This window comes from Paraburkholderia translucens, from assembly GCF_020881035.1.
Classification (GTDB): Bacteria; Pseudomonadota; Gammaproteobacteria; order Burkholderiales; family Burkholderiaceae; genus Paraburkholderia; species Paraburkholderia translucens.
The window spans coordinates 271,802-288,236 of sequence record NZ_JAJITC010000001.1 but is presented as its reverse complement, the minus strand read 5'-3'; the positions used below and the strand labels follow the sequence as shown (position 1 = coordinate 288,236).

The 16,435-nt window shown below is 63.7% G+C and carries 15 protein-coding genes and 1 pseudogene; 10 read left to right on the top strand and 6 right to left on the bottom strand.

The genetic code is table 11. From position 1 onward, the window contains the following. Nucleotides 1–15 precede the first annotated feature (15 nt). Nucleotides 16–1,110, bottom strand: a pseudogene (locus LJ655_RS01230) (sensor histidine kinase); the annotation flags it as partial. A 348-nt stretch (nt 1,111–1,458) separates the two neighbouring features. On the opposite strand from LJ655_RS01230, the gene LJ655_RS01225 reads away from it, so the two are divergent. After that, the gene (locus tag LJ655_RS01225; RefSeq protein ID WP_230559439.1) at nt 1,459–1,833 is read left to right on the top strand and encodes a hypothetical protein; all 375 of its coding nucleotides are present in this window, start codon (nt 1,459–1,461) and stop codon (nt 1,831–1,833) included. A gap of 18 nt (nt 1,834–1,851) precedes the next feature. Here the strand turns inward: LJ655_RS01225 and LJ655_RS01220 are convergent, their stop codons facing one another. Further along, a complete protein-coding gene (locus LJ655_RS01220) occupies nt 1,852–2,382 on the bottom strand; it encodes a universal stress protein (protein ID WP_230559438.1) in 531 nt (176 codons plus the stop codon). A gap of 261 nt (nt 2,383–2,643) precedes the next feature. Between LJ655_RS01220 and LJ655_RS01215 the strand changes: the two genes are divergently transcribed. The 5 genes from LJ655_RS01215 (at nt 2,644) to LJ655_RS01195 (ending at nt 7,815) form a co-directional block, all read left to right on the top strand. Next, entirely contained in the window at nt 2,644–3,114 is a 471-nt protein-coding gene (locus LJ655_RS01215) for a hypothetical protein (protein WP_230559437.1), read from the top strand. A gap of 87 nt (nt 3,115–3,201) precedes the next feature. Continuing rightward, complete coding sequence (ppsA, locus tag LJ655_RS01210) at nt 3,202–5,610, top strand: phosphoenolpyruvate synthase (RefSeq protein WP_230559436.1); 2,409 nt, start codon at nt 3,202–3,204, stop codon at nt 5,608–5,610. Nucleotides 5,611–5,647: 37 nt separating this feature from the next. Further along, nucleotides 5,648–6,598 (top strand): 1-phosphofructokinase family hexose kinase, encoded by a 951-nt coding sequence (locus LJ655_RS01205; RefSeq protein WP_230559435.1) that lies wholly within the window; start codon nt 5,648–5,650, stop codon nt 6,596–6,598. A 54-nt stretch (nt 6,599–6,652) separates the two neighbouring features. Further along, on the top strand, nt 6,653–7,330 hold the full coding sequence (locus LJ655_RS01200) for a phosphoribosyltransferase (protein WP_230559434.1): 678 nt from the start codon (nt 6,653–6,655) through the stop codon (nt 7,328–7,330). Nucleotides 7,331–7,365: 35 nt separating this feature from the next. Further along, nucleotides 7,366–7,815 carry a CBS domain-containing protein gene (locus tag LJ655_RS01195; RefSeq protein ID WP_230559805.1) on the top strand — a complete coding sequence of 150 codons (450 nt, stop codon included), beginning with the start codon at nt 7,366–7,368 and terminating at the stop codon, nt 7,813–7,815. A gap of 208 nt (nt 7,816–8,023) precedes the next feature. On the opposite strand, the gene LJ655_RS01190 is transcribed toward LJ655_RS01195, so the two are convergent. Beyond that, nucleotides 8,024–8,629: a hypothetical protein gene (locus LJ655_RS01190; protein ID WP_230559433.1), complete on the bottom strand. Its 606-nt coding sequence runs from the start codon at nt 8,627–8,629 to the stop codon at nt 8,024–8,026. A gap of 323 nt (nt 8,630–8,952) precedes the next feature. On the opposite strand from LJ655_RS01190, the gene LJ655_RS01185 reads away from it, so the two are divergent. Next, complete coding sequence (locus LJ655_RS01185; protein ID WP_230559432.1) at nt 8,953–9,213, top strand: hypothetical protein; 261 nt, start codon at nt 8,953–8,955, stop codon at nt 9,211–9,213. A gap of 114 nt (nt 9,214–9,327) precedes the next feature. On the opposite strand, the gene LJ655_RS01180 is transcribed toward LJ655_RS01185, so the two are convergent. From LJ655_RS01180 to LJ655_RS01170, 3 genes are all read right to left on the bottom strand, one after another. Further along, nucleotides 9,328–9,909: a lipocalin family protein gene (locus LJ655_RS01180; RefSeq protein WP_268991290.1), complete on the bottom strand. Its 582-nt coding sequence runs from the start codon at nt 9,907–9,909 to the stop codon at nt 9,328–9,330. A gap of 247 nt (nt 9,910–10,156) precedes the next feature. After that, entirely contained in the window at nt 10,157–11,833 is a 1,677-nt protein-coding gene (locus LJ655_RS01175; protein WP_425605755.1) for a ShlB/FhaC/HecB family hemolysin secretion/activation protein, read from the bottom strand. 447 nt (nt 11,834–12,280) lie between these two features. Then, complete coding sequence (locus LJ655_RS01170) at nt 12,281–13,222, bottom strand: LysR substrate-binding domain-containing protein (RefSeq protein WP_230559429.1); 942 nt, start codon at nt 13,220–13,222, stop codon at nt 12,281–12,283. A gap of 82 nt (nt 13,223–13,304) precedes the next feature. On the opposite strand from LJ655_RS01170, the gene LJ655_RS01165 reads away from it, so the two are divergent. The 3 genes from LJ655_RS01165 (at nt 13,305) to LJ655_RS01155 (ending at nt 16,334) form a co-directional block, all read left to right on the top strand. Then, nucleotides 13,305–13,703, top strand: coding sequence for a nuclear transport factor 2 family protein (locus LJ655_RS01165; protein WP_230559428.1), 399 nt, complete (start codon nt 13,305–13,307; stop codon nt 13,701–13,703). Between the two features lie 419 nt (nt 13,704–14,122). Beyond that, nucleotides 14,123–14,545, top strand: coding sequence for a hypothetical protein (locus LJ655_RS01160; protein WP_230559427.1), 423 nt, complete (start codon nt 14,123–14,125; stop codon nt 14,543–14,545). Nucleotides 14,546–14,804: 259 nt separating this feature from the next. Continuing rightward, nucleotides 14,805–16,334, top strand: coding sequence for a phytoene desaturase family protein (locus LJ655_RS01155; protein WP_230559426.1), 1,530 nt, complete (start codon nt 14,805–14,807; stop codon nt 16,332–16,334). The last annotated feature ends 101 nt before the right edge of the window (nt 16,335–16,435 follow it).

Sequence of the window (16,435 nt, the reverse complement as noted above, 5' to 3'; positions counted from 1 at the left end):
CTCCTCGGGCGGATATTATGTTCGGGCGCTGCGATCCAATCTCGCGTTCAGCGTAAAAGAAAAGATCGATCCGCCGTCTGGCGCAGATTCCACCCAGATGCGGCCGCCATGCTGTTCGACGATGCGCTTGCATAGCGCGAGGCCGATTCCCGTGCCGGGGTATTCGGCGCGCGAATGCAGGCGTTGGAAAATCATGAAAATGCGCTCGAAGTACTGTGACTCGATACCGATTCCATTGTCCTTGACCGAAATGATCCATTCGTCGCCCTGGCGACGGGCGCCGATGTCGATTCGCACCGGTTGATCGGCTCGCCGGAATTTGATCGCATTGCCGATGAGGTTCTGAAAAAGGAGGGCGAGCTGCGTCGGAATGCCGATGACGACGGGGAGCGCTTCGCGATTGATCTGTGCGTTCGATTCCTGCAGCACGACGCTGAGGCTTTTTAGCGCCTGGTCGAGCGCCGCCGCGCAGTCGGCCGGTTCCTGCGCGGCGCCTGATCTGCCGACGCGCGAGTAGGCAAGCAGATCCTCGATGAGCTTCTGCATGCGCGTCGCGCCATCTACCGCATGCGCAATGAATTCGTCCGCGCGGGCATCGAGTTGCCCGTGATAGCGGCGCTGCAGCAGTTGGAGAGGCCCGGCGACGGCGCGCAACGGTTCCTGCAGGTCGTGCGAGGCGACATAGGCGAATTGCTCGAGATCGTGGTTGGAACGCGCGAGTTCTTCAGTGCGTTTGATGAGTTCCTGCTCGGCGCGCTTGCGTTCGGTGATATCGACGATCGCGGCGAGCACGAAGACTTCCTCCGAAGTCGTGACCGGATTGAGTCCGATCTCCACCAGGACTTCGGAGCCATCCTTTCTGAGCGCGAAGAGATCGCGGCCAGTGCCCATCGGCCTGCTGCTCAGGTTGCCGTAGTACATGTGGCGATATTCAGGATGCGCCGAACGAAAACGCTCGGGCACGAGCATATCGACGCTGTGGCCGACCAGTTCGTCGCGCAGATACCCAAACAACTTCTCTGCCTGCGCGTTGACGAGTACGATCCGGCCGTCCCCGTCGGCCATGACCATTGCGTTGGGGGCTGCTTCGACGACCTGGCGAAACAGCTCGTGCGTGGGGTTACTTAAGTGCTGCCTCGGCTCCATTCAATCTCCGTCTGTTCGAAGAGTACCGCCCGCGAGCATGCGAAGCTCAATTCACTTTATAGCAGCTATTACCGGTCTGAACGAGCGGCGAATGCAATTTTTGCGCCCGCCACGCGACCTTGAATTGGTTGCTGCGATAGGACTGGCAGCACTCCGGTGAACTCTGTAAAAGCGCTGGCTCGCTGCTTCGATCCGGTTGACGTGCGTCAACGGTACGTCGAATGGGGCGGCTAATCTGTTTTGTATCGGGACGCACTTTACGCGCAATGCGGGTTCGCTGTGGCGAGCCGCTGGGAAATGGGGAGCCCTGCCATGTCGAAGAATCTTGAACGGCGTGTCAATCGCAAGCTTGCCGGTTGTGCTGTGCGGTGCGAGGCCGATTCGGCGCGTAACGGCAGGAACAGGCGCGCGCTTCGAAGCGACGCTCCCTCGCGCACCGTATCGCCGCCGTCAAGGGGCGCCGCGGTCGCGAAGCTGCCGGGCGTCGAAGTCGTGTTTTACAAGGAGATCCTCGATCACCGCGGCTTTCCGCACCGCTGCGAGGTCATGCGCGTGTGCTGTGACGGCGCGCAGGACGCGGCTGCGGTTTGCGGCGCGATCCATCGTTTCGAAAGATTGCAGCGCGTGACGCTGTGGAAGGTCGCCGCCGACGGCTACGAGGTCGTCAGCAAACGGGCAGCCAGGTGAAGCGTTGAACCGCGTGGTCTATGTATTCACGCATTCTTCTGGCGTTCGACGCGAGCGATCCGCCGAGGGTTCGCCGGCCAGCCGCTCCTTCGAGGCCGCTTCCCGGCTCGCGGGGACCGCCAGCACAGGGCAGGAGGCGCCGCGCAGCACCTGTTCGGCCACGCTACCCAACGATGCGTGGTGAGTTCCATGCCGGCCGTGCGTACCGATCACGATGAGATCGGCGTGCCGCCGCGCCGCCGCGGCATCGATGCGATGCGCGACGTCCTCCTCGGGACGCTTCAGATCGTCGATTTCCGGCATGCCCTGCACGCCAAGCCGCGCCATGGAACCGACGCAGTGTCGCATGACCCGTTCACCGTCCTGCTCGAGCGCCTGGCGCATGACCACCGGGTCGACGCCGGGCACTTCGGGAATCATGAGCGGCAAATCGATCACGTACAGCGGATGCAGGCGCGCGCCGGTTTCACAGGCCACCTGCAGCGCTGTCTCGAACGCATGAGCGGCGGTCTCGCTGCCATCCACCGCGACCAGAATATTGGAGAACATCGTCGACCTCCGCGTTTCGGGTGTTGTCGGTTCTCATGATGGGCAGCCGTTGCGGATCGATCACTGACCTATGTCAATCGAAATGCGCTTTGGTGGCTGGCATCACGTCGCGCGGTGGACCGCGTGCGATTGACCCACGTCAATGAGCGATGCGCCGGGCCGCCTACAGTGAGCCTGAATGGATGCAGCAATGCTGCCGGCAGCTGCATGGCATGGCTTCCGATGGTCGGAGGTCCTTACAAGATCACGGTGGAGGATCGCATGAACTGGCTTGCAGAATACTTTTCGCAGAAGACAGCATCGCTGTGTCTGTCGATGTGGGCGTATCCGCCACTGATTCTCGGACCCGAGGGCCCGGCCACCCAGACGGTGCACGCTCTTCCCTATCCCGGCGCGACGCTCGTGTTCACGCCCGGTGAGCGGATCGAGCGGGGCGGCCTCGAATACGAGCTTCCCGCGCGGTTCGATCTGGAGCGCGTGTCCGCAGCGCATGCGCTCGACCTCGAACGGCCGTCGCGGACATCGCGGTTCTTCCGCTCGGTGACGATCTTCGCGCCGTCGCGCTACAACCGCGATTTTCTGATTACGGTCAACGACGAATTTGCTTTCGTGCCGGTCTTTTCGGCGGACGGCGCCCCGGGGTTCTCGGGCACCTGCATCGAAAGCGGCGGCCCGGCGACGCAGGAACACATGCAGTTGCCGTGGACCTTCCAGGGCTATATCAGCATCTAGTTAGGGCCATGCCGCATGCGGGACCTCGCGCGGAGCCTTTGCGCGCGTGCGGCCGGCGCGGCACGTAGCCCGGGTAAGGAGCACAACATGGATCAGGCTCTCGCGCAGGTGATCTGGTTCGACGACTTGCGGCGCGAGGACGTCGCACGCGTCGGAGGTAAAAACGCTTCGCTTGGCGAACTGTTGTCCCAACTCGACGGGCGGGGCGTTCGGGTTCCGCCAGGATTTGCGACCACGGCGCAGGCCTACTGGCGCTTTATCGACGCCAATAGTCTGCGCGAGCGCATTTCGGCGTATCTCGACGACCTCGAAAAGGGCCGTCTCACGCTGGCCGAAGCGGGCGAGGCGATCCGGGCAGCCATCGTGCACGGCGATTGGCCGCCCGAACTCGCCCAGGCTGTCTGTGCCGCCTATCGGGCGCTCGGCGAGCGCTGCGGCGGCGCCGATGCCGATGTCGCGGTCCGCTCGAGCGCCACCGCCGAAGACCTTCCTGATGCGAGCTTCGCCGGTCAGCAGGAGAGTTTCCTCAACGTGCGCGGCGAGCGGGCGCTGCTCGATGCCTGCCGGCGCTGCTACGCGTCGCTGTTTACCGACCGGGCCATCGCCTATCGAACGGCGAGAGGTTTCGATCATATGCAGGTGGCGCTGTCGATCGGTGTGCAACGGATGGTGCGCTCGGATCTCGGCGGCGCCGGCGTGATGTTTTCGCTCGACACGGAAACCGGTTTCGACAGGATCGTGCTGATCAATGCGGCCTGGGGCCTCGGCGAGAACGTCGTGCAGGGCGCCGTGGACCCGGACGAGTACGAGGTGTTCAAGCCGCTGCTCGCGCAGCCAGGGGTCTCGCCGATCGTCGGCAAGAAGCGCGGGGAAAAAGCCCACAAGATGGTCTACGCGAAAAGCGGCCCACATCCCACGAAAAACGTGCCCACGTCCAAAGCCGAACGCGCGGCATTCGTGCTCGACGACGCCGAGATACTGTCCCTGTCACGCTCGGCCTGCGCGATCGAGGCTCACTACGGCCAGCCGATGGACATCGAATGGGCGAAAGACGGCGCGACCGGCGAGATGTTCATCGTTCAGGCCCGGCCTGAAACCGTTCAGTCGCGCCGGGAAGCCAGCTCGGTCAGGAGTTACCGGCTGAAAGAGAAGGGGCGGCGTCTTCTGAGCGGCGTCAGCGTGGGCGAAGCGATCGCGGCCGGCGCGGTCTGCGTGATCGAGCATCCGCGCGACATGCACCGCTTCGTCGACGGCGCGGTTCTGGTGACGTCCACGACCGATCCCGACTGGGTGCCGGTGATGCGCCGCGCCGCCGCGATCATCACGGACCACGGCGGACGCACTTCCCACGCGGCCATCGTGAGCCGCGAACTAGGGCTGCCCGCGATCGTCGGCACCGGCAACGCCACGCATCTGTTGCACGACGAACAGGAAGTGACCGTCTCGTGCGCCGAAGGCGACGAAGGCTTCGTGTACGAAGGCACGGCCGCGTTCGATGTCGAGGAAATCGATTTCCGCGCGATCCCGACAACGCGTACTCACGTGATGCTGAATCTCGCCAATCCGGCGGCCGCCTTCCGCTGGTGGCGCTTGCCGGCTGACGGTGTGGGGCTCGTGCGCATGGAGTTCGTCGTGAGCCACGACATCAAGATTCATCCGATGGCGCTCGTGCGTTTCCGCGAACTCGAGGACGCGGGCGTCAAGCAGCGCATCGAGGAGTTGACGGCGGGGTACGCGGACAAAGCGGAGTATTTCGTCGACCGGCTCGCGCGGGGACTGGGCCGCATTGCCGCCGTGCAGTACCCGCGGCCCGCGATCATCCGCATGAGCGACTTCAAGACCAACGAATACGCGCACCTGATCGGCGGCCAGGCTTTCGAGCCTCATGAGGAAAACCCGATGCTGGGGTTCCGCGGCGCTTCGCGGTACTACTCGCCGCGCTATCGCGACGGCTTTGCGCTGGAGTGCAGGGCGATCCGGCGGCTGCGCGAGGAAATGGGCCTGCGCAACGTCGTCGTGATGATTCCGTTCTGCCGCACGGTTTGCGAAGCCGATCAGGTGCTGGAAGTGATGGCGCAAAACGGCTTGCGGCGCGGGCAGGACGGACTGCAGGTCTACGTGATGTGCGAGATCCCGTCGAACGTGATACTTGCGCGCCAATTCGCGCAGCGTTTCGACGGCTTTTCGATCGGCAGCAACGATCTCACGCAGTTGACGCTCGGCGTCGATCGGGACTCGGCGGAACTGGCGCAACTGTTCGATGAGCAGGACGAAGCCGTCAGATGGTTGATCGGCCACGTGATCGAGCAGGCGCATCGGGCGGGCGCGAAGGTCGGCCTGTGCGGGCAGGCGCCAAGCGATCACCCGGAATTCGCGGCATTTCTCGTCGAGTGTGCGATCGATTCGATGTCGGTGAGCCCGGACAGCTTCATCGCCGTGAAGCGCGAGGTGGCGAGCGCGGAAGCTCGTCTCGCGTCGCGCGCGGCGACGGTCTGAGCCGGTTGCAAGCGCTCCTGCGCGACCGGAGATGCACATGGCCGAGATCCTGACTCTGACACTGAACCCCGCGGTCGACGTCGCGACATCGGTCGACCAGATCGTCGATACGCGCAAGCTTCGCTGCGGCGCGGCGCGGCGCGACCCCGGCGGCGGCGGGATCAACGTCGCGCGAGTCATCCATCGTCTCGGCGGCGACTGCGAGGCGCTCTATATGGCGGGCGGTGTACCCGGCCTGATGCTAAGCGCGATGATCGAAGCGGAAGGGGTGCATGCCACCTGTATCGGCATTGCCGGCGAGACCCGTGAAAACTTCTCGGTTCGGGAGAGGTCGAGCGGACGCGAGTTCCGCTTCGTGTTGCCCGGTCCCATGCTCGCCGAGGCGGAATGGCAGGCATGCCTGCGCCACATCGGCGAGCGCGCCGTCGCGCCGCGCTACCTCGTGCTGAGCGGCAGCGTGCCGCCGGGCGTTCCCGACGACATCTACGCCCGCATCGTAAGGATTGCACGGCAACACGACAGCCGCGTCGTCCTCGACACCTCGGGTGCGCCGCTTGCCGAGGCGCTCGCGGCTGGGGTCTTTCTGGTCAAACCGAGCCTCTCGGAACTCAGCGCGTTGGCCGGCCGCGAACTGCTAGACGACGCACAGCGGCTCGACGCGGCGCGCAAGATCGTGCGCGACGGCGGCGCGGCGATCGTGGCGCTGACGCTCGGCGAACAGGGCGCGCTCGTCGTCACCGCCGAGCGCGCGGTGCGCGTGCCCGGATTCGTCGTGCCGGTGGCGAGTTCGATCGGCGCGGGGGACAGCTTCCTCGCCGCAATGGTGTGGGCGATCAACCGCGACATGGGGTTCGACGAAACCCTGCGCTACGCGGTGGCGGCCGCTTCAGCGTCCCTGCTTGCGGAGGGCACCAGACTGTGCGAGCGTGAGCAGATCGAGCGGATTTACCGCAAGCTCGCGGGCGCCGATATCGTCTGCGAGTCTTGAGGCGGCCCCGCTAGAGCCGATCGGTGGCATGGACGTTTCTGGAGAGAAAGAGCGATGGGTAATATGTTTCGCGACCGCGCCGATGCGGGCCGGCGGCTGGCCGATGCACTCCTCGACTATCAGGGACGCGACGATCTGGTGGTGTTGGCGTTGCCGCGCGGCGGCGTCCCTGTCGCGTTCGAGGTCGCGAGGGCATTGCATGCGAAGCTCGATGTCCTCATCGTCAGAAAGCTCGGTGCGCCGGGCGACGAGGAATTGGCGATGGGCGCGATAGCGACCGGTGGCGCCCTTCATCTGGAAAGGTCGGTGCTGCGCCAACTGGGTGTCAGTGACGCTCAGCTGGCCGATGTGATCGCGCGCGAGAAAGCCGAACTCGCGCGCAGGGAACTCGCCTACCGTGGGGAAAGCCCTCCGGTGCCCGTCGAGGGCAAGACGGTGATCGTGGTCGACGACGGCATTGCGACGGGGGCGTCGATGCAGGCGGCGCTCGAGGCGCTCCGCAGCCGGCATCCCGCTCGCATCGTCGTGGCGGTCCCGGTGTCGCCGGCCGGCGCGCAGACGGCATTCGAAGGCATCGCCGACGCGTTCGTGAGCGTACTGCAGCCGGCCTGGTTCGCCGGCATCAGCCAGTTCTACATGAAATTCGGCCAGACGACCGATGAAGAAGTCCACGCGTGTCTCGCGGCCGCGCGCGGTTCGGAGCACGAGTCGCCCCCGGACTCGGGCGGATGACGGCGGCGGGCCGCGTCGAACATGGAGAATTTATCGTGAACACCGGATCCATCTGTACGCGGGACGTCACGGTCTGCGGGCCGCAAGCGAGCATTCTCGAAGCCGCGCAGCTCATGCGCGAGCAGCATGTCGGCGACCTCGTGGTGGTCGAGACGATCGGCGGGCGTCGTGTCCCCATAGGGATGCTGACCGATCGCGACATCGTGTTGGCGATCGTGGCGAAACAGGCCAACCCCGAAAAGATCTTTGTGAACGACGTGATGTCGTCGCCGCCCGCGCTCGTCAACGAGGGTGATGATCTTTGGCTCGCCGCCTCGCGAATGCGTCTGAACGGTGTGCGGCGCCTGCCTGTCGTCGATACCGAGGGAGCCCTGGCCGGCATCGTCTCGCTCGACGATCTGCTCGAAGCGGTGTCCAAACTTGTGTCGGAGCTTTGGCTCGTCACAGGCCGCCAGTCTCACATCGAGCAAAAAAACCGCGCTTGACGGCAGCGCTTGCGCCGATAGTGCCGCTCACGTGTTTGACACGGCGCGGGCGATCACATCGAAAGCGTGGAAGGAGAGGGGGCGGCGCGATGAAGGCCGCGCGAACGGGCAGCGCATCGCGCGGGACGAATAGCGGGTGCGCGCGAATCGCGGAATGTTTGCCGATGCCGGCTGAACCAGTGCGGCATGGACCCAAGGGCAGGACGGCTCAGCGCAGCGGCACGCCGTCTCGCGTGATCTGAACCGCGATCGCCTCGACATAGTCGACTCGCACGCTGTCGCCTGCTTCGAGACTGTCGAGCAGACTGTCCGACGACGCCTGCAGGACCACGTTGCGCGTCAGGCCGCGCAACGTCAGCTCACGCTTGTCGCGATCGATCTGCACGACGGTGGCGACCGCCTCGACACGGTGCATGGCGAGGGACGAGCCGAGCGATGCGCCGGTCGTGAATTCCCTGTCGACGCGCTCGCGTATACCGCTCTCGTTGGATTTGTCGGCGCGCAGCAGCAACGCACGGTTGAACGTGACGGCGACGGTATCGCCGAGCCGCAGTTTGCCGACGTCGCCGACACTCGGGTCGACTACCACGTCCACGGGTTCGCCGTTGTCCTCAAGCAGCGTCATGCTGTTGCGCCCGGTATCAAGGGCGAAGACGACCGCGTTCGCATGCGCGACACTCGCGCCCGAATACTCGTTGTCCGGGGCCGGCTTCGTCGCCGCTTCACCGTCCGCTGCCGCGTAGGCGGGCGCCGCGCCGATTGCAAGCGCCGCGACGGTGGTCAGCAGTCTACTTTGCCATCCGCGTTTCATCATGCCTCTCCACGAGTTCCGTTGCAGGCTGGTAAGCGGCCCAGTTCGAGCGCTGCGGCGCGCTACGTACCTTGACACGCAGCGCCGGTCATTGGGTGCCGCGTATCGCGTAAGCCGTTGAAGCGGGCGTTTTCCCGCCCGCAAAGGGCGCCGAGGGCGGCACTTCCGGCGTTCGTGAGCGCACTGGATGGTGCGCCGCCGTCCCGGGTGCGACGCCAACTGGCCCGGCCGCAGCGGGGGGCGCGGCAGTCGTTGTCCCCGCAGCGGGGGCTGGGCCATCTTTGCCGCCGGAATCCCGACAGGCCGCAACGATGTCCGAGACGTTCTTGCAGTACCGCATCGCGCTGGATAGGTACGCGGGCAGCATCAGGCTCGAAGTCGACATGCATTCGAGCGGATTGCGTGTGAGCGCGCAACGCGCCCACGTCTCCTGCGTCAGCGCCAGCCAATCGACGCAGGCTTGCGTCTGCGCGCGGGTAAAGGACGCCCAGAACTCGGGCACGTTGAATGCAGTGGATTGGGTCATCATGAATGCCTCCCAAGGCCGTGATCGCGAGGCGGTTGCCAGCGTCGCAATGCAGGGGTGACGCTCAAGGAAAAGAATGAACGACTGCGATACACACGCGTTGACATGTATCAACGATGCAGCATTGGAGCCATCTGGCCCGATCCGCGCGGATCGGCTGAAGCGGCCACCGATTTCATTCAGAACGCGGCGGCTCGATTCGTCCAGTCTTTTGGGGAACCCGACGTATGCGCCCGATGTTGAAACCCATACCGGCTAACCTGGCAATCAAGTTCAGATAGGTCGCTTCGTCCATCGTTGGACTACGCGAAAGTATCCACACCATGTTGCTGTCGACCATGCAGCGGATCGTGTACTGATAGTCAGGATCCACGTACGCAGTGACAACCCGCACTTCGAATGGCCAGATGAGCCCAACTCGCCAGGTGGTATTGCCCGTCCCACGCACGATCTTTGCGACGAAGTGGCTTCCGGTGACTGGCTGATCGAAGGACTGGCGCTGGCCGAGGTAATCGTCGGAGATTTTTCCATCGGCGCGCAACGTCCACTCGTCGTAGCTGCCGACGTACTCGGCATCGCCAAGATACGGTGTTTCCGCGATCACGAACCACTTGCCCATATAGCGTTGCAGGTCGATGGGCGGACCCGCGACGCACGCTGTATGGGGCGCGGGCGGGTCTGGGGCAGCCGCTGGCACGTGCACGCAGCCTGTCAGGCTAGCGGCGAAGGCCGCGAGGCACGCAATTGACTTTCGCATGGGGGCGATGCCGGTTGAGCCGTCGTCATCGACGCACGTTTTCGCAAGGTCAGCGATGCAACGAGGGTTGATCGGGGCGAAGGGTTAGGGGCGAACAGGGTCTTGCGGCGAACGACCTTAGATTAAACGTCGTGCGAATCGGAAAGGTTGATTCAGGTCAATGAGGTCACGGCGGTTGCACTGCGCGAATCGGGCTGCCGCCGCCAACCTGCGTGCAATTGATGTCCTTTCACTCCTGCCCGGCAATTCACGTGCCGATCGACACGTACAAAAGCACCGTCGGCGCCTTTGAGCCGTTCGGCGTCGCTGCGCGTAAAGGCGCGCCATAGGTGCAGCGAAAATCGACGAACCGCGACCATTGAAAGCGCACGCCTGCGCCGATCGCGGCCAGCAGGCCCGGGTTGTTCTCGGCGGGCTGGTCGATCCGAGTCCACACATGTCCGGCATCGAAAAAGACGAAAGGTTGCACGAGCGCATTGCTCGCGCCGAATGCGATCGCCGGGGTGCGCAGCTCGGTCTGCACGTTCCAGCCTCGATCACCGAGCACGACGTAGGGGGCGTAGCCGCGCACGCTCGACTCTCCGCCAAGCCCCATCTCCTCGCTCGGCAACAAGGTGTTCGGGGTCCACTGGAACGTCCCGTCGACCATCAACGTGAAGCCGCCGCCGAGCGCGAATGCGCGCGACGCGGTCAGTTGCGTATATACATAGCGGGCCGTCGCGCCCTGTCGCGCCGCGTTGAATGCGGCGTCGTTGTTATTGCCGTCCAGGCCGCGCGGACTCGCGACGAGTGTCGCCGACGCGTGCGCCGTCCCCGCGTCGCTTGGCTTGCTGATGTCGTAGAGCAGCAGGAACTGGTGGATATGCGTATTCGAATTGAAAACCTGCGAGCCGCCGAATTCCAGATCGTTGTTGCTCCGCTTGAAGTCGTATCCGAACTGGACCATCTGTGTCATGTCCTTGATGGTCGGCAGACGCCAGTCGTAGCGGACACTCAGCTGCGCGGAAATGCCAGTCTGACCATACGCCTCGGGCAGCCGTGGAGTGCTCTGCGCGTAGACGCCGAACAACTCGATACTGTCGAGCCAGGGCAGCGGGGCGGTGTAGCTGACTGCGTGCGCCATCAAGCGCGCACGGTTCGGGCGGCCTTCGATGTCCGGATTGCCGCTGAAAAAATCGTTGCTGGCCGTGAATTGATAAGCGAGCTGTTGATCGAGACCGAACAGGTTGCCGAAACCAAGGCCCGCAAAAAATCGGTCACGCCCAAGGTCAGGCACGCCCGCATTGTCGTAACCGGCGCTGGCGCGAAATGGCAGCCGGTCCTCCGTCTGCAGCACGACGTCGGTCGTGTTCGCTGCTTCGCCCGGGGCGAAGACCGCATCGACCCGCCGATACGGATTCGCGTTGAGCACGGCGAGTCCTCGCGACACCGCCGATTGTGGAATCGGTCCGCCGGGCTCGAGCGGCATTTGACGCTCGAGCAGTCCGCTCGAAAAATACCGGTTGCCGCTGGCTCGAACCCGGCCCAGCCTGAACTCGGCGACGTCGATATGCACGACGCCCGAACTGACATCCTGTTCCGGCACGTACACGTCGACGAGCGGCTTTCCCGCTGCCCGATAATGCTCGACGACGGCGCGGCGTATCTCGGCCAGCCGTCCGAAAGTCAGGGGCTTATCGAGGTCCGGCTCGAAGATTCGCAGGAAGCTCGCGTCGAGAACGGGCAGTCCTTTCGCGACGATGCGTTGCTGCCGGTCCGGCGCGAGCGCCGCGGACGCGCCTGCGGGTTCGAACACCAGGCCGGCGAGCCGTTCGACCGCGATCCGTGCAGCGTCGGCCTGCGCCGGCGGTGGCGGTTCAGGCTGTTCGCTGCGCGGTGGCTGCGGCGTGGCTTCAGGCGCGAGATCGCGCCATGCCTGGGCCATTGCGGGCGAGGCCCGGACAACAGCCGCGAGGCACAACACGATCATCAGGTAATGGATGCAGTCAAACGCGTCGCACCATGTACGGGACGGTCTGATTGCGGATGTCGTGTGGCGCCTGATCTTCCAGCTGCAAGCGCCGTGACCGTACCTGACGATAGGCAGGCTCGCTTCACACGGGATGGGCAGAAGTGGGCGGCGCCCCGAGCGTCCCGCCCCGACGCCCATACCACGAGGTCGCCGGTACCCGCCATCAGTCAGCCATAAGTTGTTCATCCGGTAGCAACCGAAGGCAATCGCGTCCATGAGCATGCAGAAGGGCTGCTAGTTCTCCGCGCCAGGCACCTGGACGTCTACTTTATGGAGATCCGGTCGGTCGAATGGTTCGGGGTGTTACCAACCGCGTCGGGCAATAGTCGGCCAGTACAGGACTGCTTTCCTCGCTAGCAATCAGTCTTCCTGCGCAAGCCGAAACAAGACGTCAGCGAGGGCGCGAATCTTGGACTGTGCGGCTCGTTGGGATGGATAGACGACGAAGTACGACAAGCCGTTTTGCGCCACGTCGGTAAAAGGCGTCACTAGTGTCCCCGCCCGCAGGCGGTCCCTCGCCATCCGGAGATCGCCTATTGCAACTCCGTGCCCTTCCGCCGCAGCGGTGAGCGTCAATTCGAGGGTATCGAAAACGAGACCACGGTTCGCGTCGATGTGCCGTGCCCCAACGCTTTCCAGCCAGCATCGCCACTCCTCATGGCCGTGCCCGGGATGGAGCAATGTGACATCGGCAAGGTCGGCTGCCGACCTAAGTGTTGCGGCCATTTCGCTTGTGCACATCGGTGTGAGTTGCTCGGCAAACAACGGAACCGCGTCCATACCCGGCCACTGCCCGGTTCCACGAACAACGATGGCGTCGACGTCGGGCGCAGTGAAATCCGGTGTGTCGTCCGCCGATGTGGAGATGCGGAGTTCCGTTCCAGGCAACGCGTGATTGATGCCCGCCAGCCGTGGGAGCAACCAGCGAATCGCGAACGTGGATGGCAACCGCAGGGTGACGATAGACGCTGTCTTAGCTTGAGTGTCTGCGTGTCGAACCAGTTGCGTGAGTACGCTTACGGCCACGGTCAACAGTTCGCTTCCTTCCGCCGTCAGCGTCAGCCCCGACGCATGGCGCACGAAAAGCGCGCACCGGTAGTGCGCTTCGAGTTGCTGGACCTGACGGCTCACCGCGCCCTGCGTTCGACACAGATGGTCAGCGGCTTTGCTGATGCTCCCGAGTTGCGCCGCGGCGACGAATGACTGGAACGCTGTCAGCGGCGGCAGCCCCCGCGTAAGGTCGGCCAATGGGTATGCATGGGTTGCATACCCGGGTTGCGGATTTTTCGATTGCTCGGTCATCGGTGCATCGCTATCGTGCCTGTATCGGATGCGCGGTCCGTTCGAACGCGCGGAGTTGTCAACGCATGATCGGAGAATGAAGATGGCCTCATCGTCGGAAGCACTATACACGCGGCAGGTTCGCAACTATCTCACGGAGTTGGAGCGCGGCGATGTCGCGGCGATCTGTGCGTTGTTCACGCCGGACGCCCAGATCTTCTCGCCGTTTCTCGGCTGGATGCGCCCCGCGCCATTCTTTGCGAAGGTCAATGCAGCGTCGGGTGAAAGCAGAATAACGCCTATCGACATCTGCGTTAGCACGATGGGGGCCCGACGTGCGACCGGTTACTTCGTCTATGACTGGGGGCTCAAAGATGGGTCCGCGGTGCGTTTCGAGTGCGTCGATGTTTTCGAATTCGACGACAACGGACTCATCGAGCGGATGATCATCGTCTACGATACCCATCCGATTCGCAGTACGGTAGGCGACAAATACGCGTAGCTGAAAGGATCTGCCTGCGTCGGACGGCAAACCATGACGGGTGGTGCGCAACACCTGTCCGTACGGCCGGATAGGGGCTCAGTGAGTTGCTCAAGTTTGACAATCTCATGCCGATAAAGAGTCTGTAATTCCATTCGACAAATCGATTTCATCGGCCGGAACACCCGAATGCAGAGACGACTACTCGCGATTCTTATCGTCAGCGCAAGCACAACTCTTTTCGGCGGATAGCGTTCCACTGCAAGGCGGTTGCGCGCGCGTAGTCGGACACCGATTTGCACACACAGACCCACCCTGGCTTGGAGGTTAGGCGCGGCTCCGATGACCGAACCCTGCTTCGTACCCGCGCACCCAGAATTCCTAAAACAATCATGCTACGCCACGACACCTCGAGTCTTCGACACGCTTTCACCGGCATCATGTTTGCCGCGATCTGCTGCCTGCTAACCGGCTGTGGCGACGGGATATCAGAGGCCGACGTCGCATTCGTTACCGCAGGGACGCCGCCCCAATTCGAATCGCTACGGATGTACGGCGCCGCGCCGGACAACATCGCCCCGGGCAGCGGCAACCCTCATATCTCTGGCGGGCTTCACCAGGGATGCCAGGCGATCATCCACACCAGGGGCGGCGAGGTGCGCGAGACGGTGATTTTCGAGGACGAGCAGGGCACCGCCTTCGATCTTGATGTCACCCGTACACCCAACGGCTGGAACGTGACTTCGGAAGGACTCACACCGCCGAGCGCCGATCCCGTCGGTTTCCGCACGCGGTTCACGAACTGCGTGAACGCGATCCGGGACAAGTATGCAGCCGAACCGGACAAGGCTCCGTTCAAATAAGCACAGATGGGCCGCCCGTCGCGAGGGAGGCAACGGCAGGCTTCGCGGAGTCCTGTCCGAACAATGATCACGGTAGTACCGGCTTCGTCCAATGGATTGATACAGATCAATCATCGTCCCGCGCAACACGGCACATTAGTCGATGTGTTGGGCGCGTCCGTCGAACGTGCACAAGTATCCCCGCGAACCCCCGCGCGCGCGACGCCTCGCGCTCGTCGTGATCTGTGCCATACGCAGTTCGATCCCGTTGGAGCCGCAAATGAACCGTCCCCGAAAAGTCGTCATCATCGGTGCTGGCATTGCTGGCCTGTGCGCTGCCGTTCACGCGCGCAAGTGCGGATATGCCGTCACCGTGCTCGAGCAACACGAACGTCCTGGCGGACTCGCCACCAGCTGGCAACGCGGAGGCTATACGTTCGAGGCATGTCTGCACTGGCTGCTCGGCTCGAATCCGCACGACTCCATGCATGCACTATGGCGCGAAGTGTTTGACATCGACCGTCTGCACTTCGTCTATCCCGAAGAATGGATGCGCATAGAAGGCGCGGACGGTCAGCACCTCTCCATTTACTCCGACCTCGAACGGCTCGAGGCGGAATTGCTGCGGCATGCACCGCAGGACGAAGCGCAGATCCGCAAGTTCGTGCATGCGGTGCGCAGCCTCAGTCACTGTCCGCTGCCGTCGTCGAGCAGTGCCTGGCAGGACCGTCTGACGACGGGGCTGCAATTGCTTCGCCGCATGCCTCTTCTGCAAAGTCTTTCGCAAGTCACATCAGAAGACTACGGCAAGCGGTTCGACGACCCGTTGCTGCGAGGCTTGTTCGGCGAAGGAGAGAACGCGCAACTCGCGGTGATCGCGCTCGTTTTCGCGCTCGCATGGGTCGGCAACCGCAATGCAGGCTATCCGACGGGCGGCTCGCGGGCGGTGATCGGTGCGATCGAGCAGAACTTGCAGCGACTCGGCGGCGTGTTGCGCACGGGCGTGAGCGTGGAACGGATTCTCGTGGAGGACGATACGGCGGTGGGCGTACAGCTCGATGACGGCGAGCGCATCGACGCCGACTGGGTCGTCTCCGCCGCTGACGGGCACACGACCATCTTCGATCTGCTTGACGGGCGGTATGTCGGAGCGCGCATCGATCACGCGTATCGCACGTATAAGCCTTTCCCGTCGTTCCTGCACGTGAGCCTCGGCGTGGCACGCGATCTCTCGCAGAAGTGCGGATGCATGATGCACCTGCTCGACAAGCCGCTCACGGTCGATCCGCAGACAGAGCTACGTCAGATCGCCTTCCGGCTGTTCCACTATGATCCGACGTTCGCGCCAGCCGGCAAGACCGCCGTGACGTGCGTGCTGCCCACGCGCAACGTGGCGTACTGGTCGCGGTTGAGCGAGTTCGACCCGCAGCAATATGAAGCGGAGAAGCAGCGCGTGGCGAACAGCGTGATCGCTATATTCGACGAGCGCACGCCCTGTGAGCGCGACGCGATCGAAGTGATCGATGTGTCGACGCCCGCCACCGTAGTCCGCTGCACGCGCAATTGGCACGGGAGCATGGAAGGCTGGCTGCTCACGGCGCAGACAGGTCTACGTCCTCTGCCGTCGATGTTGCCCGGCTTGCGGCGATTCATGATGATTGGCCAGTGGGTCATGCCCGGCGGGGGTCTGCCGTCCGGCCTCATCACCGCGCGGCGAGCGGTGCGCCGCATATGTCGGGAGGACGGGATCGCCTTCGTGCCGGATGAGCAGACCCAGTCGCCGCACACAGCCGGCGGTTTGCCCGCCTGACGCGAAGCAGGGCCTCGGGCACTCAGAGCTTGCCACTTTCTGAGCCGATTTCATGACATGAACGAACCCGGTTGGACCGCCTGTGGGTGAGTACTTTGCCA

Bases quoted from the DNA above. Each gene is read 5' to 3' on its own strand.
- LJ655_RS01225 (WP_230559439.1), top strand. From the start codon at position 1,459: ATGTCGAAGAATCTTGAACGGCGTGTCAATCGCAAGCTTGCCGGTTGT.
- LJ655_RS01165 (WP_230559428.1), top strand. From the start codon at position 13,305: ATGGCCTCATCGTCGGAAGCACTATACACGCGGCAGGTTCGCAACTAT.
- ppsA (WP_230559436.1), top strand. From the start codon at position 3,202: ATGGATCAGGCTCTCGCGCAGGTGATCTGGTTCGACGACTTGCGGCGC.
- LJ655_RS01200 (WP_230559434.1), top strand. From the start codon at position 6,653: ATGGGTAATATGTTTCGCGACCGCGCCGATGCGGGCCGGCGGCTGGCC.
- LJ655_RS01160 (WP_230559427.1), top strand. From the start codon at position 14,123: ATGTTTGCCGCGATCTGCTGCCTGCTAACCGGCTGTGGCGACGGGATA.
- LJ655_RS01180 (WP_268991290.1), bottom strand. From the start codon at position 9,909: ATGCGAAAGTCAATTGCGTGCCTCGCGGCCTTCGCCGCTAGCCTGACA.
- LJ655_RS01155 (WP_230559426.1), top strand. From the start codon at position 14,805: ATGAACCGTCCCCGAAAAGTCGTCATCATCGGTGCTGGCATTGCTGGC.
- LJ655_RS01220 (WP_230559438.1), bottom strand. From the start codon at position 2,382: ATGTTCTCCAATATTCTGGTCGCGGTGGATGGCAGCGAGACCGCCGCT.
- LJ655_RS01215 (WP_230559437.1), top strand. From the start codon at position 2,644: ATGAACTGGCTTGCAGAATACTTTTCGCAGAAGACAGCATCGCTGTGT.
- LJ655_RS01175 (WP_425605755.1), bottom strand. From the start codon at position 11,833: ATGGCCCAGGCATGGCGCGATCTCGCGCCTGAAGCCACGCCGCAGCCA.
- LJ655_RS01190 (WP_230559433.1), bottom strand. From the start codon at position 8,629: ATGATGAAACGCGGATGGCAAAGTAGACTGCTGACCACCGTCGCGGCG.
- LJ655_RS01205 (WP_230559435.1), top strand. From the start codon at position 5,648: ATGGCCGAGATCCTGACTCTGACACTGAACCCCGCGGTCGACGTCGCG.
- LJ655_RS01170 (WP_230559429.1), bottom strand. From the start codon at position 13,222: ATGACCGAGCAATCGAAAAATCCGCAACCCGGGTATGCAACCCATGCA.